Below are 25454 nucleotides of genomic sequence, written 5' to 3' on the forward strand. Positions count from 1 at the left end.
TTATAATTGATTAAAGCAACGATTTATAGGGAGAGAGGTTTTGAGATGACAGAAATCAATCATTCTATCACGTTAAAATTCAGAAAGTTCAATCGATTCTACACAAATGTGCTCGGTTTTCTGAATGAACATATTTATGACAGCCCTTTTTCATTGACGGAAACCCGGATATTATTCGAAATTCACAATACGGCCGATTGTACAGCCAAACTGATTCAAGATACGCTCGGTCTGGACCGGGGCTATGTCAGCCGGATCCTGAAGCGGTTCGAAAAGGAAAATATGGTCTATAAAAAGAGAAGCGAGGAGGACAGCCGCAACCACTATATCTATTTAACAAGCTTCGGCGAATCCATTTATAAGAAGCTGGAGACAAAAGCCAATCAGCAAATCGAATACATGCTGAAGCATATCGACGGCCCCCATCAGGAAAAGCTGACGGAGGCGATGAATACAATTGAATGCATATTGTCGGAACACCTGCCGCCCGAGAAATCGGACGTTTCCATAAGAGATTACTATATATCGGACGATATCAAACTGATGATCGAAAAACAGCGTGCGTTTTACGCGGAGACACATGGCTGGGACGATTCATTTTTGGATTACCTTCACGAAACATTTGATGCCGATATCGAAAACATCTGGATCGCGGAGAGCGCCGGAAGGTTTGCGGGATGCGTCGGGCTCGTCAAACATCCCGGCAAAACCGGACAGCTCAGATGGTTTCTGGTCGACGCCGCTTTTCGGCATCAGGGAGTCGGCACGCGCCTTTTGAAGCAGCTGATCGATTATTGCAAAGACAATCAATTTGAGCGGATTTTTCTATGGACGGTAAGTACGATGGCTGAAGCGCGGCCTTTGTATGAAAAATTCGGATTCAGACTGACGGAAGTGAAAGACGAGACTTTATTATGGGGACAGCGGCTCCGGGAAGAACGCTGGGATGCCGAGTTAGGCTGACGAAATGGAGGATCTATGAAACGGAAAATACACTACGCCTGGATTATCGTTTTTGTGACGTTTTTGACGCTTTTGGCCGTTCAAGGGGTGCGCCTTTCTTTCGGGGCCTTTATTCAGCCTTGGGAAGAAGAATTTTCAATGGACAGGGGCACGATTTCGCTTATTTCCATGCTGAGCTTCATTGTCTACGGCGTATCCCAGCCGGTGATCGGCAGGCTTGTCGACCGGTTCGGGCCGCGGATCATTTTATCTCTCAGCACGCTTCTGGTTGGCTTGAGCATCTTTTTTACATATCTCGTGACTTCTCCGTGGCAGCTGTTTATTTTGTACGGCATCATCGTTTCTCTCGGCGTCGGCGGTGCGTCGAATGTCGCATCGACCGTGATCGTGACCAACTGGTTCAATGAGAAGCGGGGGCTTGCATTCGGCATTATGGAAGCGGGATTCGGCGCGGGGCAGATGCTGCTTGTCCCTGGATCGCTCATGTTGATCCACTGGTTTAACTGGCAAGTGACCGTCATCGTTCTCGGATTGTTTTTAGCTGTTATCGTATTTCCGATCGTCATCTTGTTATTGCGGAATCATCCTTCGGAAAAAAATGTACAGCCGATCGGCGGCACTCAGGGCGGCGAGATAAAAGAAGAGCCGGACGCCCAGCCTAAAAAGATTCCATACAAAGCCGTTTTTCTCAAAAGAACGTTTTGGTTCCTCGTCTTGCCGTTTTTCATTTGCGGATTTACAACGACGGGGTTAATGGATACCCATCTTATCCCTTTTTCGCATGACCACGGGTTTTCGACCGAAGTAACAAGCGCCGCTGTCAGCCTGCTGGCCGGGTTTAACATCATCGGCATTTTGATTTCCGGCGTCGTCGCTGACCGCTGGAGCAGCCGAAAAATTTTGTGCTTTTTATATGCCGTAAGGGCGCTGTCGCTTGTCATTTTGTTGTCGAGCCACAACTCGGTCCTCCTGCTTTGCTTCGCGGTTTTGTTCGGTTTGGTCGACTTTGCGACCGTCGCCCCGACGCAAATGCTCGCAACCCAGTATTTCAGGCAGTACTCCGTCGGGTTCATTCTCGGCTGGCTGTTCCTCAGCCACCAGCTCGGTTCGGCGCTCGGCGCTTATTTGCCGGGCGTCTGGTACAGCCAAACAGGCAACTATAACCTGTCTTTCTACCTTTCAATCGTTATTTTGGCGGCAGCAAGCATTTTGAATATCCTGCTGCCGGAACCTAAAAAAATAAACCCCACACTGAATCAGGAAGGACGTTCAGTCCAGCAATAATGAAAAAACCTGTTTTTGATGTTCAAAAACAGGTTTTTCTTTATCAATTAAGAAGTTTTATTCTTATTGTAAATATCAAATGCAACGGCAATCAGAAGGACGAGGCCTTTAATTGCTTGCTGCCAGTCGATGCCCAGACCGAGCAGCGACATGCCGTTGTTCATGACCCCCATGACAAGGCCGCCGATGATGGCCCCGCCGATCGTGCCGATTCCGCCGTAAGCTGAAGCACCGCCGATGAAGCAGGCCGCAATGGCGTCAAGTTCAAACAGGTTTCCTGCTTTCGGAGTGGCCGCGTTTAAACGGGCGGCAAAAATCAATCCGGAAAGAGCAGCTAAGACGCCCATATTGACGAAGACCATAAAGGTAAGCCGTTTTGTTTTGATTCCTGAAAGCTCGGCTGCTTTTTCATTGCCGCCGATTGCGTAGATTCTCCGCCCGATGACGGTTTTTTTCATAACGAATGTATACCCGGCGATTAAGATGAACAATGTGATCAAAATGAGAGGTATGCCTTCGTACGTCGCGAGAATGTAGGTAAAAAGGTTGATAATGGCGATGATAAAAAACACCTTAACTGCAAACAGACCTTTTCCCTGCAAGTCAAATTGGAATTTCTTCTGCATGTTTCTCTGCTGAAGCTGATACACGAGATAAAGAATCGACACTCCCGCTCCGGCGACAATCGTCGTCATATGGAGCGCGCCTCCGTTCAGCCAGTCCGGGATAAAGCCGGACGCCATTTTTTGAAAGGACACGGGAAATGGAGCAATCGATTTCCCCTCAAGCACGATCATCGTGAGTCCTCTGAACAATAGCATTCCCGCCAGCGTCACGATGAAGGCTGGAATCTTGACATAAGCGATCCAAAATCCCTGCCAGGCGCCGATTGCCGCTCCCAGAAGCAACGACAGAACGACCGCCGCAAACAGCGGCATATCGTTTTCGATGATCATCATCGCGGAGACGGCGCCGACAAAAGCGGCGACTGAACCGACTGATAAATCAATGTGTCCCGTAATGATGACGAGCATCATCCCGATGGCTAAAATGAGAATGTAGCTGTTTTGCAAAATCAAGTTCGTAATGTTCAGCGGCCTCAGCAAAATTCCGTCTGTCAGTATTTGAAACAGTAGCATAATAAACACGAGCGCAATGACCATGCTGTATTTCCGGATGTTCTGCTTATACATGTCGCGAAACAGCTGAAAGTAACCGGGCTGAGCGCGGTCTTTATCAGTTTGCACCGGTGTCTGCATACGCCTCTCCCCCTCTCTTCATGCGGATGGTCATATATTTCATCAGCTTCTCCTGATCAGCTTCTTCTTTGGAAAATTCGGCGGTGATTTCCCCTTCACACATCGTATAAATTCTGTCGCACATCCCCAGCAGCTCGGGAAGCTCCGAAGAGATCATCATAACCGCTTTACCTGCTTCGGCAAGCTGATTGATGACCCCGTAGATTTCGTATTTGGCGCCGACATCGATGCCGCGCGTCGGTTCATCCAAAATTAAAATGTCAGGCTCCGCAAAAATCCACTTGCTCAGCATGACCTTCTGCTGGTTGCCTCCGCTTAAATTTCCGGTCCGCTGGCCGATATCGGGCGTCTTGATGTTCAATTTCCTGCGAAAATCCTCCGCTTCATGTTTTTCGCGGCGCTCGTCCATCACCAATCGGCTCGACACTTTCTCCAGTTTGGACAGCGTAATGTTTTCTTTAATGCTGTCATCCAGAATCAGACCGTTTCCTTTCCGGTCCTCCGTCACATAGACGATGCCGTTTTTAATGGCTTCCTCAGGGTGGCGGATGTAAAGCTCCCGCCCGTCTTTTTCGATTGTGCCGGAGATGTTTTTTCCGTATGATCTTCCAAAAATGCTCATTGCCAGCTCCGTCCTTCCGGAGCCCATCAAGCCGGCAATTCCTGCAATTTCGCCTCTTTTGACGGAAAGGGCCGCCATGTTTACAACTTTGCGGTCCTGTTGAAGCGGATGATGAACTGTCCAATCCTTCACTTCAAAGATGACGTCTCCAATCTTGGCGCTTCTGTCAGGATAGCGGTTTTGCAGCTCCCTGCCGACCATGCCTCTGATGATCCGGTTTTCGGTCAATTGCCCGCTTTGCACATCAAGCGTTTCGATCGTCTGTCCGTCACGGAGCACGGTAATCGAATCTGCGACGTTCGTGACCTCATTTAATTTATGAGAAATCATAATTGAAGAGATCCCCTGTTTTTTCAGTTCGAGTAAGAGCCGCAGCAGATTCTCGCTGTCCGCTTCATTTAAAGCCGCAGTCGGCTCATCCAAAATTAAAAGCTGCACCTTTTTTGCCAAAGCTTTGGCGATTTCAACAAGCTGCTGCTTTCCGACGCCGATTTGGGAAACAAGCGTATCCGGAGATTCTTGAAGCCCGACTTTTTTCATTAATTCGAGGGTTTCCAGCTTTGTTTTTCGCCAATTGATGACGCCGCGGCTCGCCTGTTCATTGCCCAAAAAAAGATTTTCCGCAATGGAAAGCTGGGGGACGAGCGCCAGCTCCTGATGGATGATGACAATCCCCGCTTCCTCACTTTGCTTAATATTTTTGAATTGGCATACTTCCCCTTTATACAAAATGTCGCCCGTATACGTACCGTACGGATATACACCGCTCAGCACCTTCATCAAAGTCGACTTGCCCGCCCCGTTTTCACCGCAGAGGGCATGGATTTCGCCCGCTTTCACGCGAAGGTGGACATTGTCGAGCGCTTTGACGCCGGGAAACTCCTTCGTGATGCCTCTCATCTCCAAAATGCAATCTGACATCGGATCACTTCCCTAATTCCGATTCTTTATAGTAACCGCCGTCAACGAGCACTTTTTTATAGTTCTCTTTATCGACGACGACCGGATCAAGCAGGTAGGACGGAACGACCTTCTCTCCGTTGTCATACGTCTTTGTATCATTGACTTCCGCCTTTTCGCCTTTTAAGACGGATGTCGCCATCTCAACGGCTTTTTTCGCCAGCTCTCTCGTATCTTTGAAAATGGTTGAGGTCTGCTCCCCTTTAATGATCGAATTCACGGAAGCAAGCTCCGCATCCTGTCCCGTAATAACCGGCAGCGGCTTCTTGTCCGATCCGTAGCCCGCGCCTTTTAAAGAGGAAATGATTCCGATGCTGATCCCGTCATACGGTGAAAGCACCGCATCAAGCTTCGCTTTTGTATAATGCGCGCTCAGCAAATTGTCCATCCGGGATTGCGCGGTTGCGCCGTCCCATCTGAGCGTCGCGCCTTGCTCAAATGAAGTCTGGCCGCTCAATACCTTTAACTTGCCCGAATCGATATAAGGCTTCAAAACAGACATGGCGCCGTCAAAAAAGAAATGCGCGTTGTTGTCGTCAGGCGATCCCGCGAATAATTCGATGTTGAACGGTCCTTTTTTGTCTTTTAAGCCAAGCTTTTCTTCAATATATTTCCCTTGGAGTTCACCGACTTTATGATTGTCAAATGTCGCATAATAGTCGACATGTTTGCTGTTCATAAGCAGCCTGTCATAGGAAATGACTTTAATATCCTGCTTATTTGCTTTTTCAAGGACGTCTGTCAGCGCTTCCCCGTCAATCGAAGCAATGACGAGCACATTGACGCCTTTTGTAATCATGTTTTCGATTTGTGAGACTTGGTTTTCAACGACATCTTCCGCATACTGCAGATCCGTTTTATACCCGAGCTTTTCAAACTCTTTCACCATGTATTTCCCGTCATACACCCAGCGTTCCGATGACTTTGTCGGCATTGAGATTCCGACGTAGCCTTTGTCTCCCCCTCCGCTCGCCTGATTCCCCGAACAGGCGGAAACAATGAGACAGAATAGCATTGCAGTGATCAACAGCCAGCATTTTTTCATGCTTGGTATCCCCCTTTTGATTTCTCCCATCATGAATCATGCCAACTGTACCATGTCTTTCGAATGTCCGTCTTTTGAATTAATTAACTATTTTTATAAAAATCAGACTTTTATAAAGCGCTTACATTACAATTTTCTCCCTGTTCGTTCAATTCCCGACATGCGTCGGTACTGATTGGGGGATACCCCCTTCGTTTTTTTAAATACCGTGCTGAAATAGTGCTGTGTATCATAGCCCGTTTGTTCGGCAACATCATGAATCGAAAGCGGGGTTGTCTCTAATAGATGAACCGCTTGGTCCATGCGCATCTCTGTCAAAAGCTGAACAAATGTGATGCCGAGCTCCTTCTTCATGATCCTGCTCAAATAGACGGGCGAGACTTGAAGTGCATCCGCCGTCTGTTTTAAAGAAAACTCCCTTTCAGTGAAATGCTTTTTCATATATTCTTTGGCCCTCGTGACAACCGGCAAGATATTAAATGCTTTCGAGACTTGCTGTCTGCAATGCTGATAGCATTGCGCAGCTGAGCGGCCGTTTTCGGCAAGCTTCGCGAAGCAGACGGCGGCGCCTGCCTGCATTTCAGCTTCGATCATCTCAGCAAGCGCCCGCTGTTCAGCTTCTGTAACAGAACGCCACAGGCAGGCGGCGATCAGACGGTCTCCATCGAAAAAAACAGCCTTATCCCGCTCATCGATAAAGAAGCGTTCTACTTTTTCTTTCAGACTGTCGGCTTCAGACGGCTTGTTCCATACATGCCCGGCCGCGATGACACCGAGCGTCTCAGGATAACGGGCCGGCAGCCGAAGGCATTCGAGCTGCCGGTAAACGTCTTCTTCGTCTGCCCGGCCTTCGATCCAGCTTCTGAAAACATGCTCTTTCAAAAGACCGAGGTTTTGTTGAATATGCTGCTCGGCAAGCTTTTGCTCGCTGAGCTTCTTTTTTTCAGCTGCCAGCGACACGCTGATCTTTTCGAGCACTTGTTCCAGATGAGCGGGATCGACCGGCTTTAACAAATAATCATCGACATTCAGCCGGATCGCTTCTTGCGCGTATGCAAACTGATCGTAGCCCGTCACGATGACAAAGCGGCACTGCGGCAGGACGCCGCGGAGCTTTTTCATCAGCGTGATTCCGTTGACGATCGGCATATTCAAGTCGACAATCAATAAGTCGATGCCGTGTTTGAGAGCGAGCTCAAATGCCTCTTCACCATTCTCCGCTTCAGCTGACACCGACATTTGATAGCGCTCCCAAGAGACGGCATCCCGTATTCCTTCCCGAATCCATGGTTCATCATCGGCAATCAGTACGCGCCAACATTCACTCAAGGCTTGTTCCCCCTTTTGTTAAAATTGGAAGCCGTATTGTGACGGCGGTTCCGGCTCCTTTTCGGCTTTCAACCGTTAAACCGTACGGCTCGCCAAATGTAAGGGCGATCCGTTCATGGACGTTGATCATGCCGTAGCCCGCTGTATCGTCCCTGTGTTTGAATTGATCGGTTATTTGCTTTAGCGTCTCTTCATCCATTCCGGCTCCGTCATCCTCAATTTTGATGATCAGCGAGCCGTCTTCCTCCATGCCTTTGATCGTAATATGCCCCTGCCCCTTTTTTTCTTTAATTCCATGATAAATCGCATTTTCGACAATCGGCTGAAGCACGAGCTTTAATATCAGGCGATCATCACAAAGCCCGGTCATTTCGATTGAGTAGTTTAATTTATCGCGGTACCGCGCTTTTTGGATTTTCAAATAGTTTTCAACATGTGCAAATTCATCAGACAGCGGAATGATATCTTTCCCTTTGCTCAAGGAGATGCGGAACAGCTTGGATAAAGCCTGCACGAGACCGCTGACCTCTTCCGCTCCTTTCTTCCTCGCCATCCAATTGATTGTATCCAGTGTGTTGTAGAGAAAATGAGGGTTGATCTGTGCCTGCAGCGCCCTTAATTCAGCTTCCCTTTTTTGGCGCTCTTGTCTTTCTGTGACCGACATCAGCTCCCTGATTCTCAACATCAGGCGATTGAAGCTTTTTCCCAATAGCCCGATTTCATCTTCCCTTTCCTCCTGATAACATGTTGAAAAATTCCCGCTTTCCGCCGTTTTCATGACAGCATTCAGCTTCAAAATCGGCCGCGACATGGAATGGGACAAATAATAGGAAGCGGACATTCCGAGAAACGCCGCCGTCAGTAAAAACAAAAGCACATACAAGTGGATTTCCTTCACTTCGAATACCGGTTCACCCGCTTTAAAAACGCCGACCGTTGTCCAGTTCGTAAAGGAAGACGTCTCATAAATGAACTGATACTCCTCTCCCTTAATCCGCTTCGAAAAATAGCCGGACCGGTCTTGACTGAACCACTTTTTCGGCAGAAACAGCTTTGAGGTCTCCGGTGCATAAATATTGCCGCCATTCTCATCCATGATCATCAAATAACCCGTTTTCCCCAAGCGGATATTTTTTGTCGCTTCTGCGAGGACGCGCAGCTTCAAATCGATGAGCACAACGCCTTTCACACGCTGTGTCTCAGGATCGATAACAGCTCTGACGGCAGAAACGACCTCGTCTTCCCTGTAATGCACATGGCTTCTGATATTCCGATTGACAGGCTTTCCGATCATCTTGAAAATTCCTTCATTAGCGACAGCCGCCAGATACCACGGTTCTTTTGTCAAATCTGTCGGCGTGCGTTCATACATCTCATTGCTGATCATCTCACCCTTATCATTGACGACGAGAATGCCTGCGGCTTCAGAATATAAAGAAGTCAGGCCCTGCAAAAACGTCCTTCTCTTATAATCCGCCTCTCCATCCTCTTTTTCATGATTAAAAAACGCTTCCATTTCTTCATTCATTGATATTAAATATGTCAGGTTTTGCATGTGGCTGACATATACTTCAGCCGTCTTGTTCACTTCGCCGATCAGCTGCAGCGTTTGGTCGATCACCTGTTTTTCAATAATATTTTCAACGGCCCATCCCGATAAAATGCCGAGGCCGATCGTCGGCAGCATGCTGATTAATAAGAGAAGGCTGATCAGCTTATGACGGATCGGCGCATTGTTAATCAAACGTTTAATCATTCGCATAATAGGCTGCCACATTTTCTTTCGTTATGATCGTAATGCCTGTATCGATCGCTGCCGGAAGCGGGCGTTCATGCTTCAGATGGTGATTTGAGAAAAACAGCATGTGCAGCGACCAATAGCCCATTTGCCATGTGTCCTGACCCATTGTCGCGGAAATCGATCCGCTTTTGATGCCGTCCAGCGTTTTCTTGTCTTTATCAAAGCCGATGATGCATACTTCCCCTTCAAGTCCCGCCGCCTTCACAGCGCGGGCCACACCGCTCGCCCCATTGGCTTCTGTCGTGAAAATTCCTTTGATGGACGGATTTTTTTCCAGAATCTTCGCCGCTTCTTTTTTCGACGTCAGCTCATCCCCTTTTCCGTCCAAAACCGCGGCGACCTTCATGTTCGGGTACTTTTGCTTGATCGTTTGTTCAAAGCCCTTCGTCCTTTCCTGGTGATTGTACTGACGCGGCTGGGTAATGATGGCGGTCTCTCCCTTTCCATCTAAAAACTCGGCCATTCGCCTTGCGGCCTCAGCACCCGCTTCCATATTATTTGTGCCGACATATGTAGAGGCTTTGCTGAGCGGAGCGTCTGAATCGAATAAAACGATCGGAATGCCCTGCTCGTGCGCCTTGTCGATGACAAGGTTTAAAGCTTTCGGATCTATTGCCGAAAGCGCGATCCCCGCCGGCTTTTTTGCAATCACCTGCTCAAGGACGGTCGTCTGCTCATGGACATCATAATGGGCCGCCCCCCGATACTCGACAGAGACGTTGAAAAGCTGCGCGGCATCCTCAAAGCCTTTCAGGCCGCTCTTCCAATATTCGATTCCCGATTGAAACGTAACCATCACATATTTTTCGGACAGACTTCCGGCCGCCGGCCTTCTGCTTGCTTCTGTAGATCCTGTTTTATCGCCCCGGGAATAGTCGTAGACATACAGAAAAAACAAACAGAGCATCACGGCATAAACAACTAACAGCTTCTTCATCTTCATCCCCCTGTTGGTCAGAGGACAAGACAGCGTTTACAATCTATCATAAAGTATATATTTAGCCGCATATTTTTCTTAGAATCCAGCTGAGGCATCCTGACAGAAATTCCGCCCGTCCCCTTTTTTCATCACAAACAGACAATTTCCCCCCTTGTTTATATGAAATATCTAATCTATTTGACATTTTGTTCGAAAAACCCTGTTTAGTATTCGACAAGATCGCCTCTTTCTTAAAATTACCTTAAAGTTTGTGAAACAAAAAATAAATATCATAAAAAACACAGCCCTAAGAACCATGTCTTTTGCCCTTGGAGGAAAATGGAGAAAAGTGCAAAATCGCAGTCACAATAAGGAATTCCCTGCTTAGCCGCTCGACTCGATTCTTTAATCACGGTACATTTTTCCTATTCAACTCATTTATACCATGTTGTAACATTAATAAGGTCCTTTAACGAACGGATCCCAACAGGTCATTTGAATCAAATTTTCCGGGAGGTGGCAGTAACATGATCTGGGAAAAAACAGTTTTATACGGGCTGCAAGGTACACTTCTCATCAAAAAACAACAGCTCGAACAACTGAAAAATTGCCAAACTGAATTAGAAGCAGATAAAAAGGAATTTGACGATTCAAAAGACAGCATCAAAAAGCCCGAACTGTCGCCGACAACATGGCAGGGCAGCCTTGCTGATTCTTTTAAAAACGTCAGAAGCGATATGAAAACGGCCTACAATGATATTTGCGGAAAACAGTTAAATGAAGTGTTTAAACAATTAAAAGAGAAAATCTCTTCCTTAAATGATGACATTGATTCACTAGGTAAGGATATCAGCTCATTAAAAACGAAAATTGAAAAACTGGAAAAAGAAGAAAGAGAAGCCCGCCGCTAAAGGAGTGATTACGATGGGTCAAGAAATCAAAGTCAAAACAGGCGAAGTCAAACAGGCGCTCTCGAAGCTGAAGCATTCAGCCCAAGCTGTGAAACCGAATGTGCCGACAGATATCAGCGGCAAAAACAACCTTGACGTCGTCAAAAAAATCGAAAGCATGAACAAAGATTTGAAAAGCCTGACAAAAGCATACGCTTCGGCTCTTGCCAAACAAATTGCGCAAACCGAACAGGCTGTCAACGCTATAAAAGACGCCGACAAAAAGCTGTCGTCATCGATCAAAGCCAAGTAGAAGGAAGGGACTACGCATTGAAAACTCTAGATGTTCAGGCTTTTCAAACCGGCCTAGACAAAACGCTGACCGAATTAAAAAACCAGACTGACGAGATTTCAAAAGTCAAACAAAGCGTCAAAGGTCTCACCTCCCTTGACGACGCCTTAAAAGGCGCGGGCGGTGAAGCGATCCGCTCGTTCTATGAAGAGTGCCATACCACTTTTCTTCTTTTTTATGAATCTTTTATTTCCGACTATAAAGGACTTTTAGAAAAGACGAAAAGCGCACTTCATTCCCTTGAACCGAACCAAAACGGCTTTATCTCGCAAACCTTTCTTGAAAACGAACTCCATGACGGCGTCAGTCAAGCCGAATCGCTGACAGGCAGATTGACGTCAAAAGCCAATATGACTATTCTAACGGTCAAAAACATCGTCGACCTGCCCGACCTCGACGATTCAGCCGTCAACGAGAACGCCAAAAAAGCCCAAAGACAAATCAGCGAGACGCTTGAAAAGCTTCATACCTTTGACCGCGAACAGACAAATGCGCTAAAAGCGGCGAGGGATGACCTCGACACAATGAAGCAATACATCCAGCAGCTGGAGAGGATGTATACGGGGCCGAAGATTGAAATCTCGGAATATAAAAGCGGTTCAATTTTAAAAAGTGAATTAAGCGACAGCGAAAATCTGGATGATTTTACAGACAGTCCAATGAAGAAAATGTTGGAAAAGGTTAATCAAAGCACCAATAATACAAGTGCTGAAAATACAGAAGAGGTCAAAGACAATTCAAATACGCAAGATGAGGACATTTCATTCGATTTTGATAAAAGTGGACTTTTAGGATTTTATGGTACTGGAAATGTTCAAGGTTCTTTTGAAACAAATGAGAAAAAAATCAAAGCGAATTTTGGATTTAGTCTATTCGACACAAATAAAGCATTTAGAGACAAAGGGGAGCCTGAACACCAAAGTTCATTTAAGGCAATTGATTTGGAATCAAAAGCTGCTTTTCCAAAAAATCAAAACATACCGAAATATCTTTTAGCTGGTCAAATGATTGGTGCTAGTGCAGAAGGTAATCTAGCAGACATGGAAATTGGACATGAAAAGTTTCCAGTTTCGTTTGAAGCTAAAGTCGGTCACGCTCAGTTAGATGCAAATATATCTGAATATAGTGCCTCTTTAGGAGGAGAAGCAAGTGTAGCCGAAGCTGAATTAACCATCACCCCTTTAAATTGGTTAGGTTATGAGCCATTAAAAGAATGGTTTGGTATTGACATAGATCCCTATATTGGTGTAGGTGTATCTGTAGGTAGTGTAGGAATTGGAGGCAGCTTTGGCCTACAAAATGAAATTTATGCAGCAGATGGTGTTGGCGTGTCTTTCAAATTTGGTGCTAAACTAGATGATGAATAAGGAGGGTCTTGATGAATAAAGATTTTTTAGCTAAAAGAGTGAATTCAGCTATTATTGTTGCATCAATCTTTGGGCCGTTTGTATGGTTGTGTATGTTTTCAGCTTTAATTTGGATCACTATAGAAAACAAACTCCCATTTCAAGCCTTTATTGAATTTACAATATTGATCTCAACGTTTTTTTTGTTATTGCCAATATGTTTGCTTATTTACAGAAAAAAAGTTTTATTTAAAAAACATCCTCATCTCGTTAGACAAAAAAGTAATCGTTAGGAGCTTAACAGATGAAAAACATAAAAGAGTATTCCTGGTTACCGATCGGCAGCGTAGTCAAATTAAAAAAAGTGGAAAAACTAGTAATGATTTATGGTCGACACCAGATTCAATCTTCAAGTAAGGAAAGATTTGATTACGTTTCAGTGCCTTATCCGGAAGGAAATATAACCGAAGATTTCAATCTATTTTTCAATCAAAATATGATTGAAGAAGTTTTATTTAAAGGTTTTATTAATGACGAAGAGAAGATTATTCAAGAAAAGTTAAACGAGAAAAGAAAAGAGTCTTTAGACAATAATGAGGTGTAAACTTGTCTAAATTTTTAGAGAAGCGAAGAAATAAAGCTATCTTAATTATTTATTTTATTTTTATATTTTGCATTACTGTGTCTACTTTAGCGGTACCCGTTGAGTGGAAAGGGAAGTTATTTTTGTTTTGTTTTAATACTCTTTCAGCCACTGGGTTCACTTTTATTATTTACATTGTTATGAATAAAATAATGAAAGACTAGTTTAACAAACATCCCTTTCTCCAGGAATGCCTTTTATATAAAAATTAAAATCAAAAGTGGCTTTACATCTAGAAATCCTCGTCAATATTCACTAGCCGTAAAAAAGCTGAGATGACCTGCAATATCGTACAAATACCAGAGCCATATGGGAGCCACTGGAGTTGTATGTTTTTTTGTTATCTTGTATTATCACAAGAACCCAATTACGTTTTGTTCTGTTATAACTTTTTATGTATCACCGTGTCTTTATTAATTTACGTGATTGTGATTTTAAGTATGGCTACATTACCTTATCGTTTTCCAAAAATGATGATATTGATTCGTTAGGTAAAGATATCAGCGGCAAAAAACAACCTTGACGTCGTCAAAAAAATCGAAAGCATGAACAAAGATTTGAAAAGCCTGACAAAAGCATACGCATCAGCTCTAGCTAAACAAATTGCGCAAACCGAACAGGCTGTCAACGCCATAAAAGACGCCGACAAAAAGCTGTCGTCATCGATCAAAGCCAAGTAGAAGGAAGGGACTACGCATTGAAAACTCTAGATGTTCAGGCTTTTCAAACCGGCCTAGACAAAACGCTGACCGAATTAAAAAACCAGACTGACGAGATTTCAAAAGTCAAACAAAGCGTCAAAGGCCTCACCTCCCTTGACGACGCCTTAAAAGGCGCGGGCGGTGAAGCGATCCGCTCGTTCTATGAAGAGTGCCACACCACTTTTCTTCTTTTTTATGAATCTTTTATTTCCGATTATAAAGGACTTTTAGAAAAGACGAAAAGCGCACTTCATTCCCTTGAACCGAACCAAAACGGCTTTATCTCGCAAAGCTTTCTTGAGAACGAACTCCATGACGGCGTCAGTCAAGCTGAATCGCTGACAGGCAGATTGACGTCAAAAGCCAATCAGACGATGGCAACTGTCAGCCACATCGTCGACCTGCCCGACCTCGACGATTCAGCCGTCAACGAAAACGCCAAAAAAGCCCAAAGACAAATCAGCGAGACGCTCGAAAAGCTTCACACCTTCGACCGCGAACAGACAAATGCGCTAAAAGCGGCGAAGGAAGACCTTGACACGATGAAGCAGTACATCCAGCAGCTGGAGAAAATGTATACGGGGCCGAAGATTGAAATATCGGAATATAAAAGCGGTTCAATTTTAAAGCCGCAAAATGACTCAACAATCAGTCAAGCTCCCGGCGGCCTGCAAAACGACCTGCAAAACCCCGGCGAAACGCCGATGGAGAAGATGCTTGGGCGGTTTAGCGAAAAAGACGAAAAAGGCAAAATCGACGACACAACAAAAGAAGACCTTCCATTTGAGATCGATTGGACGTATCCTGTAGCTAGTGCAGGAAGTTTGTATGGGACGACTACTGCTGCGACGGATTTTGGGAAGAATGTGAAGTATGTTGTTAAAGATGGGGTTAAAATTGAAAAAGGCATAGAAACCAATAGCGGCAGGAAGATAAGCGGATACAAGGTACAGAACGGTCAAGCGATAGGAATCAAAGGAAAAAATTACCCGGAAACTTGGACTAAATCACAGTTAAAAGTGGGGAACAACCCGAAAATCGCTGAGTATACAAGGGCTTCTTCTGCAGTTAAAGGTGCAATGAAAAGCAAGTTGGGTTGGGCAGGCGTAGCCATCACCACTGGAGAAGATTTAGTGAATAATGTAAACGACCCTAATGTCTCCACTGAAAAAATAGTTGGGGATGCTGCAGTAGACGTGGGATTAGGTGCTGCAACAATTGGAGTTGGCGCTGTTGCAAGCGCGTTTGTAATCGGAACGGTCGGGGCCCCTGTGATAGTCGGCGCAGCTGCAGCTCTGGTTGTGACAATTGGTGTATCAGAACTTCTAGGCGGCGTAAAATGGGGAAAAGACAAAAAAAGCATTACGGATATGGCAAAAGACTCTGTAGAATCGGGATTAAAAACAGTTGCAGGGTGGTTTAAGTAATTTCACATGGGAGGTAAACCGTCTTGTTAAGATTGGATACAGATACGACATTTAAAAAATTGCCTAGAGATATCAAACGCCATTTAATTGCAGATGAAGCATCGTCCCAAGATAAGTGGTCAATGTTATTTTGTATTGTTGTGCTTTTAGATTTAATTTGCGGTATTCCTCTCTTTGTAAATGGCGAAAAAACGTTCACAATAATAGCATTACCTTTTATGATATTTATCAACTTATGGACAATCATTTTGATGTTTACAAAACTCGATAAGATCAGTCCTACTTACTTTGGTTTATACAAAGGAGGAACTGGAGTTGTTTCTTCGATTTGTTATTTTATACTCTCTCTAAAGTATGTTTATTCTGTGTTAGGGTATAATCCTATTTTTATGATTGCTTCATTACTTACTTATTTCATTGTTACACTTGGGTTTATCCGATACTACGTAATTGTTTTACCAAAACGCAGCAAAAAAGAGAAAAGAAGCGCTTCATGGGGAACCTATTTATTAACAATAGGACCGGGATTAGGCTACATCATTGCACAGTTCATGTTTCACTTTTCAGATTCAATTGTTAATTTGTTTATGAGTTATATTTATTTATTTTTAGCATGCTTTTTTTCTTATATGGGGGTCAAATTCATTCACCAATACCTTTTCATTAAAGCCAATCAACATATATTTAATGGAAAATAAGAAAGGAGAACTTCTTCGATGCTTGAAAATAAGCTTCTGCCTTCTGGCTCAATCGTCTTACTAGAAGGCGGAACAAAAAAATTAATGATTTACGGAAGAAAACAGATCGTCGTGAGCGAAGATCCGAAAATGTTTGACTATATCGGCGTTTTTTACCCCGAGGGCTACATTAATCAAGAATACACTTTTGCTTTTAACCATTCAGACATTGAAAAAGTGATTTTCGAAGGTTATGAGGATGAAGAGGAACGAGAATTTCAACATGTTTTAAAAGAAGCAGCCATCGATTAGAAACGGAAGCGTCTCATACATGGGACGCTTTCTTTTTGGATCGTTGTATGCATTTGAAAATAATTTTATATGAGCATCGCTTATCGTGGATATGAGTGTTCAATTCTACCGAAATGAAAGAAAAGGCAAGTGAAAAAGATGCTAAATCAAGATTCGCTCGAGTATATCTTTGAGATTATCCCCAGAACTCGTTTACGTTTTGCTTGGTTATAATCTTATTCATCTTTATTAGGGTAGTGATTGTAATTTTATGAAAGGTTCGATACTACCTTATCGCTTTTCCCATTAATAAAAATAAGAAAGAAATCTGAACGTGGTTAGCAACAAGCGTAGACCTTTGCTTGTAATTACCTGGACATTAATAGTTTCCAAGGTGCTAAGAAAGGGAGCTTTTTATGAAAAACGAAAAAAATTTTCTATATAAAAAAATAAACGAAGCAATGATCATCTTCTCTATTTTATTTCCTGTAGGGGGTATCTTTTTAGTCATCATGACGATATGGGCGGTAGGAGCAAAAGCACCTTCAGAAATTCCCTTATTTGTTTCGGTTATCAGCTTATTTTTTTTCGTTCCTCCACTCCTATTACATATCTACAGAAAAAAAGTCTGGCTGAAAAAATACATGCAGAATTATAAAAATTCAGAGGGATAAGCGGAGGAAAGTAAGTTTTGCTGAAATTAAAAGAAACAGTTGCATACAAAGATTTACCTACCAATATTCAGTCTCATTTGACAGCTCCCATCAGCCGGGAAACGAAATGGGGAATGGCGTGTTTTATCGTGTTGATGCTGGATATTTTAAGCATATTACCTGTGCTGGTGAACAAAGTAGATTTTTTCACATTCGCCGCTGTTCCTGTTGCTATCCTGATCAATATATGGATGATCATCATGAATACCAAAAGCATGACCGGATATCATCATCACCTTCAATATGTTCGCTTTATGGGCGTATCATTCAGCGGTACGTCATATTGCCAGTTGATCACAGCGCAAAAAATGATGGTTTCTGCTATCGGTTTTCATGTACCGCTGATCAGTCTGTCATTATTCATTTATGCCGCCGTTATTTTCCTCATCATTCGGTATTATTTGGTTGTTTTCCCTGATTCTAAAAAAGGCAAAAGGGAGACAGCAGCTCCGACAAGGATGCTCCTGGCAGCTGTTCCGGCAGGCGGTTTTGTAATAAGTCATGCCGTTTTGCGAGTTTCCGAGTCTGCCGTTTATTTGTTGATGAGTACCGTCTATCTGCTTATGGCTTGTTTATTTTCTATGATGGGGGTCAAATTCATCCACAAATACTTCTTCATCAAAGCGAATCAAGATATCATCAGACAGCATAGGATTTAAGGCACAAGGAGAGGTCATGTTTGAAAGGCAGAAATAAAATCATTCTCTCAGTTTATTCCCTACTTGCAGCAATCATTATTTTGACCGGCCTTGTCAAACCTTCAATGAACTGGAAGGAAAAGCTTGCCGTCATCGGCTTTATGTTCGTTTCAATTTCTTTATTCGCCTTCATCACTTATGTGTTCATAAATAAGCCGAAGAAAGATCAAAGCGCGCCCCGATGCAACATCGTCGCGAAAATCTTTTGGAAGAAATACAGAAAACCGTTCATGCTCTCTTTCTACTTCGTCGGCATCCTGATTGTGGGAACATCCGTGTTTTTCATGCCCGAACTCTCACTCGCTTGGAAATCCGGCGTGTTTGCAATTTTGTTTGCCGTGATATCTGGCGGCTTTTTTACTGTTTATCAAGCGGCGAATCAAATGCTGAACCGGTCTTATTTGGAAAGAATGCCTGACGAAGAATGAGAAGCTTTTTTTAGCAGAAAAAAAAAACGCTGGAGTCCGCCATTCATAAAGGAGTAATGATGTCACCAGAAACTTTTGTTGAATATACCGAATATTTCATCGCCGGTATGTTGGCCGCTCATTTCGCTTACAGTTTGGGTTTTTTAATCATTGCGAGTCACATGATCATTGAATATGAAAAAATGGTCTTTTTAAAACCTGAAAAATGGTCCCATAAAATCACAAATACATTCGTTTTTCTTCTTGTCGGAACCGGTTACTTTGTTTACAAACGGCTATTAAAATACAACTGGTTCCTGAGAAAACTGTATTTCGCCCTCTATCTTCTGGGCAGAGGCATTTTAAGCATCATCATCTTTTATATTTTTTCTTTTCTGATCCATCTCATTTTCAGCGTTTAAATCATTTACGATTGGAGAGATCTGAATGTCTAAATTTCTACAAAAACCAAGAAACAAAGCTATCTTATCCGTCTACCTGTTTTTCGTATGCGGCTCCGTTCTCAGCTCTGTTCTGAATCCGGTGATGAGTCTGGGAGAAAAGCTGTTTATCCTCTGTTTTAATATTTTCTCGGCAACTTTATTCGCATTTCTCATTTATGTGCTGCTAAATAAACTGATGAAAGATGAAGACAGCAAACACCCGGCAGCCCCCGAAAAAAACGGGATTAATCAAGTAATTTGGAAAAAATACAAAAAGCCGCTGATCCTGTTTGTTTATTTTGGCGGCGTGTTTTCCGTCTGCGCTGTTATTATTCCCATGTCGATATATACCGTTGCTGAAAAGCTCGTGATCCTTTCGATCGCGATTATTTTCATTACAATTGGCTGTACCTTGGCTTATAAAGTGACGAATAAGATGCTGCAGAAATAATTGAAAGGACCATGGTTCGCCATGGTCCTTTTCTTCAGTTCCTCAGCTCCTCCAGCGTCTCTTCCCACCGCCGCAAAACCGCCGCTTCATCCTTCAGCTCAATCTGAACGCCGGACATGATATCGGCGTATTTTGCGATATCTTCCCGGGCCGCTTCGACGGTGCCGGCGAAGCGCGCTCTCGGGTGTTTGGCGTCTTTTAATTCGGGCAGTTTCTTTAAAGACAGCCGCACATAATGTGCTTTGCCTTTCCAGCAAGTGACGAAGAGCGCCCGGCCTGTTCTCGCGATGTTCGCGGTTGTCGTTGTGCCTTGCCAGAGAGCCAGGCGGATGTCGGTTTTGTTCAAGGCGAGGATTTCGCCGGCGCTGATCATCGCTGTGTGCGGCCAGCCTTCTTCTGTGACGGTCTGGAGCATCATCGCTTCGCGCCGCTTTCCGGCGAGTTTCTCTCCGTTTAACAGCTGAAATAATTCGTTTGATAGCTGAGCCATGCCGGATGCCTCCCTTTAGATTTTCCGATCTGGAACCGCTGGCACTTGTACGGCTGTTTCGACTTCAGAAGGGTCGATTTTAAAGGCCGGATTGTATTTTTCAGGATTTGTGATCGTCTCCGGCTCCGATGATCTCCAAGTGAAAAAGCAGTGCTGACATTGATAAACTTCCCAGGCTCCTTCAACGGGTGACTTGCTGACGGTTTCCGCTTTTTTTAATTCGCAGCGCGGACATGTATGCATGATGAAACACTCTCCTCTTTTATTGATTTAGCAGATTCATTAGTTTCGCTTCCCACTCTTTCGTTCCTATAGGGGAATCGAGCGGTTGTGAATAGTGTCCTCTTGTTTCCGGGGCCACAGGTGTTGTCGCGTCCAAGATCATTTTGTGGGTGATTCCCGCCGGTTCAGAACCCGGGTCAAGCGCCAGAACGGATAAATCCGGGATAATGACTGCATCGTGTTTTGGATGCATTTTCGTTGAAATGGCCCACATCACTTGCGGGAGATTAAACGGATCGACGTCTTCGTCAACGAGGATCACCATTTTGCAGTAGCCGAGGCCGTGCGGCGTCGTCAGCGCGCGCATACCGACAGCTTTGGCGAATCCGCCGTAGCGGCTTTTCGTTGAGACAATGGCGATCAAGCCGTGTGTATACATCGCGTTTACCGCGACAATTTCATTCGGATAGGCCTCTTTTAGCTGCTGGTAAAGCGGCACACATGTATTAATGCCGACCATGTAGTCAACCTCAGTCCAAGGCATGCCTAAATAGAGGTGTTCAAAAATCGGGTTGTTGCGGTGGCAGACGCGCTTGATTTTGATGATCGGCATGCTTCTTCCGCCTGAATAGTGGCCGGTAAACTCGCCGAACGGGCCTTCATACTCGCGTTCGCCCGCCAGGATCTCACCTTCGAGAACCACTTCCGCGCCCCATGGGATATCTAAGTTAGACAGTTTTGATTTGACGATTTTATAAGGTTCACCTTGCAAGGCCCCTGCCATTTCGTATTCTGATTGATCGTATAAGAGCGGTGTGGATGCCGCCGTTGCAATGACCGGTTCGCAGCCGAGCGCAATCGTGACAGGCAGGTTTTCGCCGCGCTCTTCAGCCTGACGCAGGTGGATTGCAATATCATGCTGCGGGACGGGCTGAATGCCGAGACGGTCTTTTCCTTTTACCTGCAGTCTGTACATGCCGACGTTTTGTTTGCCGAAGTGTTCCGGATCCTCGACATCTCTGGAAATGACGCATGCCTTGTCTAAATAAAAGCCGCCGTCGCCCTGATTGATGCGGAAGAGCGGCAGAATGTCAAACAGGTTGATGTCTTCTGTGATGTCGTTTTCGTGAAACGGCGCTGTCTCCTCTCTTTGCACTTTTACAGGAAATTGATCATAGCGGCGTGCGAATTCAAAGAACTGTTCTTTGACCGGCGTGTCTTTCGGAAGGCCGAGCATTAACGCGTGGTTCGGCCAGGAGCCGATGACATTCAGGGCGATTTGGGCATTGTTATAGCCGTAAATGTTGTTGAATAAAAGAGCGGGTGATTTGTCTCCGAGGTTATTGGCGGCGCGTGCAGCGGCACCCAAATCGGGTTCCGGCTTCACCTCTTCCTGAACTTCAAGAAGCTGTCCTTCTTTTTTCAGCGTGTTTAAAAAATCTCTAAAATCTTGATAAGCCATTCTGTTATCCTCCTTATTTCTTCTGTTTCATTCCTTCCCAGCGCTTCGCTTCAGACAGATGGATTCCAAATTGGTCCAGCGTCCGGAATACGATATGGTCGACCATTTCGGTCAGATTTTGGGGATGATTATAAAAAGCCGGCATCGGCGGCAGGATCACCGCGCCCATTTTTGTCAGCTCAAGCATGTTTTCAAGATGAATCTGGTTCAGCGGCGTCTCCCTTGTTAACAGCACAAGCTTTTTCCGTTCCTTCAGCATGACGTCCGCCGAACGGGTCAACAGGTTATCCGCCATACCGGTGCGAATGCCCGCCAACGTCTTCATGCTGCACGGTGCGACAATCATTCCGTCCGTTTGAAAGGAACCGCTTGAAATGCGGGCCGCCTGGTCTTTGTGGGAATACGTAAAAGATGCGAGCTTTTCTACGTCTTTCATCGTATATCCCGTTTCGTGCAGAATCGTTGCCGCTGCCCACGGAGAGATGACTAGGTGTGTCTCTGCGTCGGTTTTCTTCAGCCACTCCAGCATCCGCACGCCAAATATCGCGCCGGTCGCGCCCGTAATTCCGACGATGATGTTCATATGCGCCCCCCTTTCCCTCTTGGTGCTTCAGTTAAAATGATACGCCTCTATTTACCATATTGAAAATATCTGTTAAATCTATATATAATACTTTAAAGGTATAAAAAGGAGTGCCGAGAAAATGGATATTCGCCAGTTAAAGTACTTTGTTACGATCGCACAGGAAGGAAAGATTACAACGGCGGCGAAACGGCTTCATATCGCCCAGCCGCCCCTCTCCAGACAGTTGAAGCAGATGGAAGAGGAGCTCGGAGTCGTTTTATTTGACCGGAACAAAAAGAAAAACCTGACGCTGACCTATGAAGGAGAAGTGTTTTTGAAAAGAGCAAAAGAAATCCTGCACAAGCTTGAGGATTCCATCTTGGAGGTTCGGGAGCTGCGTGAAGAAGTCAACGGAACCCTTGCCGTCGGTTCAACGATTTACTGTGCGGCTCTATTGCTCTCAAAAGTCTCGAAGATCAGGGAAATGTACCCGAATTTAATGTTTAACATTTGGGAAGGTGAGCCTTCACGGCTGAGCGGGCTCTTGGAAAACCGGCAGATCGATGCGGCGGTCACGACAACGCCTTTCCACAGCAAAAATATCGAAGCAAAGAGCCTGCCGGAGGTCCCATGCAAGCTCGTTCTTCCGGGGAATCAGTCGTATGGCTTAAAAGGGGAAGCCGGAATGAAAGAAATTGCCGGTCTGCCGCTGATTCTGCTCAGACCGTCGCACGGAAAAGGGATTTATGATGAGGTCGTCCATCACTTTCACTCATTGGACCTTGAGCCGAGGGTCGTCTGTGAGTGCCATGATTCTACAACGCTCCTCAGCCTTGTCACCTCGGGATTCGGAGCAACGATTCTGCCGCTGTCCATGCTGCCGGCGCATTTTGCGCGTCATGTTCAGACATTGGAGATTCAAGACAATCCGTTTATTCTGCAGCCATCTGTCGTTTGGCGGGCCGGCAGTTTTCTGCCGAAGCCCGTAAGAGAGTTTTTGGCTTTATTTTGATAATAAAAAAGAAAAGGCATCATGCCGATGCCTTCTCCTTTTCATTGGTTATAGCAGCTTCTTCCCTAACAGCGATTCGATCAGTTCGACGGCCGCCTCACCGGTTTTATTTTTATGATCAAGTATCGGGTTGACTTCAACAAACTCGGCAGAAGTAATGATATCTGCGTCATAAAGCATTTCCATCGCCAAATGGCTTTCCCTGTAGCTGATGCCTCCGACGACAGGGGTGCCGACTCCCGGAGCGTCGCTCGGATCAAGACCGTCCAGATCGAGGCTCAGATGAATCCCGTCGCAATTTGCTGACAGATACTCGATCGTTTCCTCTATCACCTTCGTCATGCCAAGCCTGTCGATTTCGTGCATGGTGTAGACTTTCATGCCGGTTTCACGGATATATTTGCGCTCTCCTTCATCAAGCGAGCGCGCACCAATGATGACGACATGCTCCGGCTTGACTTTCGGCGTATAGCCGTGAAGGTTGACCAGCTTTTCGTGGCCGACACCGAGACTTACCGCCAGCGGCATACCGTGGATGTTGCCTGACGGCGATGTCTCCAGCGTATTTAAGTCGCCGTGTGCGTCATACCAAATCACGCCGAGTTGTTGATAATGCTTGGCTACCCCCGCCAATGTCCCGATGGCTATGCTGTGGTCTCCGCCCAACACGAGCGGGAAGCGGCGCTGCTCGATGACATTGTCGACGATATCAGCCAGCTTGCGGTTTCCTTCGAGTACGGAAACTAAATTTTTCAGCCCTTCGTCTCCTTTTGGCTGATCGCGATTGATCGGCACATCGCCCAGATCATCGATATCATAGCCAAGCTCGGTCAGACGTTCCACGATATGAGCGTAGCGAATCGCGCTCGGTCCCATATCCACACCGCGCCGCGCCTGTCCCAAGTCCATCGGCATTCCAATCAGAGAAACTTGCTTATTCATCAATAACCACCTCATCGTTTGTTTTGTTTTGATAGATCAATGCTTCTTGTCGCTCAAGACCCTGGCGTTTTTTCACAAATACGTGATAAACAAAGTAGCAGGCCGACATGAACAAAATCCCGCAGTACAATGCCATCCTCTGCTCTGAATCAAAGGCAAGGCTCACAAGAACGGCGCTGTTTAAAATAAATCCCGTCAGCGGCAAATAAGGGTAAAGAGGCGTTTTAAATTTCAAGTCTTCAACCTTACCGCCTTCTTTAACATATCTTCTGCGAAATAGCAGCTGTGATACCGTAATCGTGATCCAGCCGACTTGTGCGCTTAAACCGGCTAGAGACAGAAGCCAGATGTAGAGCGTTTCCGCGGCAACTACGCTTGAGACGAGGGACAAACCCGCAAAACCGAGCGTGATCCACAGCGCATTCATCGGGATCCCTCTTTTATTGACCCGGCTTAAAGCCTGAGCGGCCATTCCTTCTTTGGCAAGGGAGTAAAGCATCCTCGTCGATGCGTACAAACCCGAATTCGCCACCGATAATAAAGCAATTAAAATAACAAAGTTCATCAGATCGGCGGCATACGGAATGCCAATTTGTTCAAATACGACAACGAACGGGCTTTCAACAACCCCCGCTTTTTCCCATGGAATCAACCCCGCCAGGACAAATACGGACAGGCCGAAAAACACAAGTGTCCGCCAGACCGTCTGTTTGATGGAGCGGGGCACCGTTTTTTCCGGATTTTCGCTTTCCCCCGCCGCGATCCCGATCAGCTCTGTCCCTTGAAAGGCAAAGTTGACGGTGATCATCGTGATAAAGATCGCGCCGAATCCGTTTGGAAAAATTCCGTCTCCAATCAGATTGGAAAAGAACGGTGCAGCCTGTCCGTCTTTCATATCGATAAATCCGAACATCGCGCCTCCGCCGAGGATAATAAACAGAAGGATGACGATAATTTTAATGCCGGACAGCCAAAATTCCGATTCCCCGAAGGCTTTCGCCGATAGCGCGTTAAGCGAAAAAAGCAGCAGACCGAAAATCAAACACCATATCCAGACGCCGACATCGGGAAACCACCTTTTCATCAGCTGCCCCGCCGACAGAAATTCCAAAGCAACCGTAACCGACCAGCCGAGCCAGTAGATCCAGCCGACGGCAAATCCTGTGGCAGGCCCGATAAATTTTGTCGCGTACGTCTGAAAAGAGCCTGAAACCGGCATTGCCACTGCGAGCTCCCCGAGGCAAAGCATCGTAAAATACATGATCATTCCGCCCGCTAAATAAGAAAGAATCGCGCCGATCGGCCCGGCTTCATTGATCGTATATCCTGTTCCAAGAAAAAAGCCGGTTCCGATGACGCCGCCAAGCGAGATCATAAACAAATGGCGTGATTTCATCGTTCTTTTCAGTGTATATTGTTCACGGTTTTCATGGTTCAAACCGCCTTCACCCCTTCCGTTTCCATTCTCCCTAATGTCATCTCCCCCTATGACATATAGACTATTTTTTAAATCTTCTGAACATTTTCCTGATATTTCAAT

At 45.4% G+C, this 25454-nt stretch carries 28 protein-coding genes and 1 pseudogene; 17 read left to right on the forward strand and 12 right to left on the reverse strand.

Annotation, left to right across the window (positions count from 1 at the left end):
- The first annotated feature begins 45 nt into the window (after positions 1 to 45).
- Both M1E06_RS19370 and M1E06_RS19375 read left to right on the forward strand, forming a co-directional pair.
- Positions 46 to 963 (forward strand): bifunctional helix-turn-helix transcriptional regulator/GNAT family N-acetyltransferase, encoded by a 918-nt coding sequence (locus tag M1E06_RS19370; protein ID WP_035337227.1) that lies wholly within the window; start codon positions 46 to 48, stop codon positions 961 to 963.
- Between the two features lie 15 nt (positions 964 to 978).
- Positions 979 to 2247 (forward strand): MFS transporter, encoded by a 1269-nt coding sequence (locus M1E06_RS19375; protein WP_026580532.1) that lies wholly within the window; start codon positions 979 to 981, stop codon positions 2245 to 2247.
- A 47-nt stretch (positions 2248 to 2294) separates the two neighbouring features.
- Here M1E06_RS19375 and mmsB read toward each other — a convergent pair whose 3' ends face one another.
- The 6 genes from mmsB to M1E06_RS19405 form a co-directional block, all read right to left on the reverse strand.
- Positions 2295 to 3506, reverse strand: a complete 1212-nt coding sequence (gene mmsB / locus M1E06_RS19380) for a multiple monosaccharide ABC transporter permease (protein ID WP_020450150.1) — start codon at positions 3504 to 3506, stop codon at positions 2295 to 2297.
- On the reverse strand, positions 3484 to 5049 hold the full coding sequence (gene mmsA, locus M1E06_RS19385) for a multiple monosaccharide ABC transporter ATP-binding protein (RefSeq protein WP_020450149.1): 1566 nt from the start codon (positions 5047 to 5049) through the stop codon (positions 3484 to 3486). Before mmsA ends, mmsB begins: the two co-directional genes overlap by 23 nt.
- Before the next feature lie 4 nt (positions 5050 to 5053).
- The gene (gene chvE, locus M1E06_RS19390) at positions 5054 to 6133 is read right to left on the reverse strand and encodes a multiple monosaccharide ABC transporter substrate-binding protein (RefSeq protein WP_035337229.1); all 1080 of its coding nucleotides are present in this window, start codon (positions 6131 to 6133) and stop codon (positions 5054 to 5056) included.
- A gap of 126 nt (positions 6134 to 6259) precedes the next feature.
- Positions 6260 to 7462, reverse strand: a complete 1203-nt coding sequence (locus tag M1E06_RS19395; RefSeq protein WP_035337231.1) for a response regulator transcription factor — start codon at positions 7460 to 7462, stop codon at positions 6260 to 6262.
- Complete coding sequence (locus M1E06_RS19400) at positions 7455 to 9218, reverse strand: cache domain-containing sensor histidine kinase (RefSeq protein WP_302052749.1); 1764 nt, start codon at positions 9216 to 9218, stop codon at positions 7455 to 7457. Before M1E06_RS19400 ends, M1E06_RS19395 begins: the two co-directional genes overlap by 8 nt.
- The gene (locus M1E06_RS19405; RefSeq protein WP_035337235.1) at positions 9211 to 10200 is read right to left on the reverse strand and encodes a substrate-binding domain-containing protein; all 990 of its coding nucleotides are present in this window, start codon (positions 10198 to 10200) and stop codon (positions 9211 to 9213) included. The genes M1E06_RS19400 and M1E06_RS19405 overlap by 8 nt, the downstream gene beginning before the upstream one ends.
- 509 nt (positions 10201 to 10709) lie before the next feature.
- Between M1E06_RS19405 and M1E06_RS19410 the strand changes: the two genes are divergently transcribed.
- The 14 genes and pseudogenes from M1E06_RS19410 (at position 10710) to M1E06_RS19475 (ending at position 19221) form a co-directional block, all read left to right on the forward strand.
- Positions 10710 to 11093: a YwqH-like family protein gene (locus M1E06_RS19410; RefSeq protein WP_003178893.1), complete on the forward strand. Its 384-nt coding sequence runs from the start codon at positions 10710 to 10712 to the stop codon at positions 11091 to 11093.
- A 13-nt stretch (positions 11094 to 11106) separates the two neighbouring features.
- Positions 11107 to 11385, forward strand: coding sequence for a YwqI/YxiC family protein (locus tag M1E06_RS19415; protein ID WP_020450144.1), 279 nt, complete (start codon positions 11107 to 11109; stop codon positions 11383 to 11385).
- A gap of 17 nt (positions 11386 to 11402) precedes the next feature.
- Complete coding sequence (locus M1E06_RS19420; RefSeq protein WP_230588623.1) at positions 11403 to 12791, forward strand: ribonuclease YeeF family protein; 1389 nt, start codon at positions 11403 to 11405, stop codon at positions 12789 to 12791.
- A gap of 11 nt (positions 12792 to 12802) precedes the next feature.
- Positions 12803 to 13063 (forward strand): hypothetical protein, encoded by a 261-nt coding sequence (locus tag M1E06_RS19425; RefSeq protein ID WP_020450142.1) that lies wholly within the window; start codon positions 12803 to 12805, stop codon positions 13061 to 13063.
- 11 nt (positions 13064 to 13074) lie between these two features.
- Entirely contained in the window at positions 13075 to 13374 is a 300-nt protein-coding gene (locus M1E06_RS19430; RefSeq protein ID WP_020450141.1) for a DUF4176 domain-containing protein, read from the forward strand.
- A 551-nt stretch (positions 13375 to 13925) separates the two neighbouring features.
- Positions 13926 to 14093: pseudogene (locus tag M1E06_RS19435) on the forward strand (DUF5344 family protein); the annotation flags it as partial.
- A gap of 17 nt (positions 14094 to 14110) precedes the next feature.
- Complete coding sequence (locus M1E06_RS19440; RefSeq protein ID WP_223254834.1) at positions 14111 to 15541, forward strand: T7SS effector LXG polymorphic toxin; 1431 nt, start codon at positions 14111 to 14113, stop codon at positions 15539 to 15541.
- A gap of 23 nt (positions 15542 to 15564) precedes the next feature.
- Complete coding sequence (locus tag M1E06_RS19445) at positions 15565 to 16239, forward strand: hypothetical protein (protein ID WP_035337238.1); 675 nt, start codon at positions 15565 to 15567, stop codon at positions 16237 to 16239.
- Between the two features lie 18 nt (positions 16240 to 16257).
- Positions 16258 to 16530: a DUF4176 domain-containing protein gene (locus M1E06_RS19450; protein WP_035337240.1), complete on the forward strand. Its 273-nt coding sequence runs from the start codon at positions 16258 to 16260 to the stop codon at positions 16528 to 16530.
- Positions 16531 to 16925: 395 nt separating this feature from the next.
- On the forward strand, positions 16926 to 17183 hold the full coding sequence (locus M1E06_RS19455; protein ID WP_035337241.1) for a hypothetical protein: 258 nt from the start codon (positions 16926 to 16928) through the stop codon (positions 17181 to 17183).
- A 17-nt stretch (positions 17184 to 17200) separates the two neighbouring features.
- Positions 17201 to 17881, forward strand: a complete 681-nt coding sequence (locus M1E06_RS19460; RefSeq protein WP_020450135.1) for a hypothetical protein — start codon at positions 17201 to 17203, stop codon at positions 17879 to 17881.
- Positions 17882 to 17901: 20 nt separating this feature from the next.
- Positions 17902 to 18348 (forward strand): hypothetical protein, encoded by a 447-nt coding sequence (locus M1E06_RS19465; protein ID WP_035337243.1) that lies wholly within the window; start codon positions 17902 to 17904, stop codon positions 18346 to 18348.
- A gap of 56 nt (positions 18349 to 18404) precedes the next feature.
- A complete protein-coding gene (locus M1E06_RS19470) occupies positions 18405 to 18749 on the forward strand; it encodes a hypothetical protein (RefSeq protein ID WP_224066812.1) in 345 nt (114 codons plus the stop codon).
- A 25-nt stretch (positions 18750 to 18774) separates the two neighbouring features.
- Positions 18775 to 19221, forward strand: coding sequence for a hypothetical protein (locus M1E06_RS19475; protein ID WP_035337248.1), 447 nt, complete (start codon positions 18775 to 18777; stop codon positions 19219 to 19221).
- A gap of 34 nt (positions 19222 to 19255) precedes the next feature.
- Here the strand turns inward: M1E06_RS19475 and M1E06_RS19480 are convergent, their stop codons facing one another.
- From M1E06_RS19480 to M1E06_RS19495, 4 genes are read right to left on the reverse strand one after another with little or no spacing between them, the layout of a single operon-like run.
- On the reverse strand, positions 19256 to 19711 hold the full coding sequence (locus tag M1E06_RS19480; RefSeq protein ID WP_095323758.1) for a pyridoxamine 5'-phosphate oxidase family protein: 456 nt from the start codon (positions 19709 to 19711) through the stop codon (positions 19256 to 19258).
- Between the two features lie 15 nt (positions 19712 to 19726).
- Positions 19727 to 19954 (reverse strand): non-oxidative hydroxyarylic acid decarboxylases subunit D, encoded by a 228-nt coding sequence (locus M1E06_RS19485; RefSeq protein ID WP_020450130.1) that lies wholly within the window; start codon positions 19952 to 19954, stop codon positions 19727 to 19729.
- A gap of 19 nt (positions 19955 to 19973) precedes the next feature.
- Positions 19974 to 21395 carry a non-oxidative hydroxyarylic acid decarboxylases subunit C gene (locus M1E06_RS19490; RefSeq protein WP_023855656.1) on the reverse strand — a complete coding sequence of 474 codons (1422 nt, stop codon included), beginning with the start codon at positions 21393 to 21395 and terminating at the stop codon, positions 19974 to 19976.
- A 13-nt stretch (positions 21396 to 21408) separates the two neighbouring features.
- Complete coding sequence (locus M1E06_RS19495) at positions 21409 to 21978, reverse strand: non-oxidative hydroxyarylic acid decarboxylases subunit B (protein WP_020450128.1); 570 nt, start codon at positions 21976 to 21978, stop codon at positions 21409 to 21411.
- A 121-nt stretch (positions 21979 to 22099) separates the two neighbouring features.
- Here M1E06_RS19495 and M1E06_RS19500 point away from each other — a divergent pair, with 121 nt between their 5' ends.
- Entirely contained in the window at positions 22100 to 22972 is an 873-nt protein-coding gene (locus M1E06_RS19500) for a LysR family transcriptional regulator (RefSeq protein WP_026580522.1), read from the forward strand.
- A 48-nt stretch (positions 22973 to 23020) separates the two neighbouring features.
- On the opposite strand, the gene rocF is transcribed toward M1E06_RS19500, so the two are convergent.
- Together rocF and M1E06_RS19510 are read right to left on the reverse strand one after the other, a co-directional pair.
- Entirely contained in the window at positions 23021 to 23914 is an 894-nt protein-coding gene (rocF, locus tag M1E06_RS19505) for an arginase (RefSeq protein WP_020450126.1), read from the reverse strand.
- A complete protein-coding gene (locus M1E06_RS19510; protein ID WP_223254835.1) occupies positions 23907 to 25310 on the reverse strand; it encodes an amino acid permease in 1404 nt (467 codons plus the stop codon). The genes rocF and M1E06_RS19510 overlap by 8 nt, the downstream gene beginning before the upstream one ends.
- Positions 25311 to 25454 lie beyond the last annotated feature (144 nt).

Source organism: Bacillus sp. AK124 (assembly GCF_053903085.1).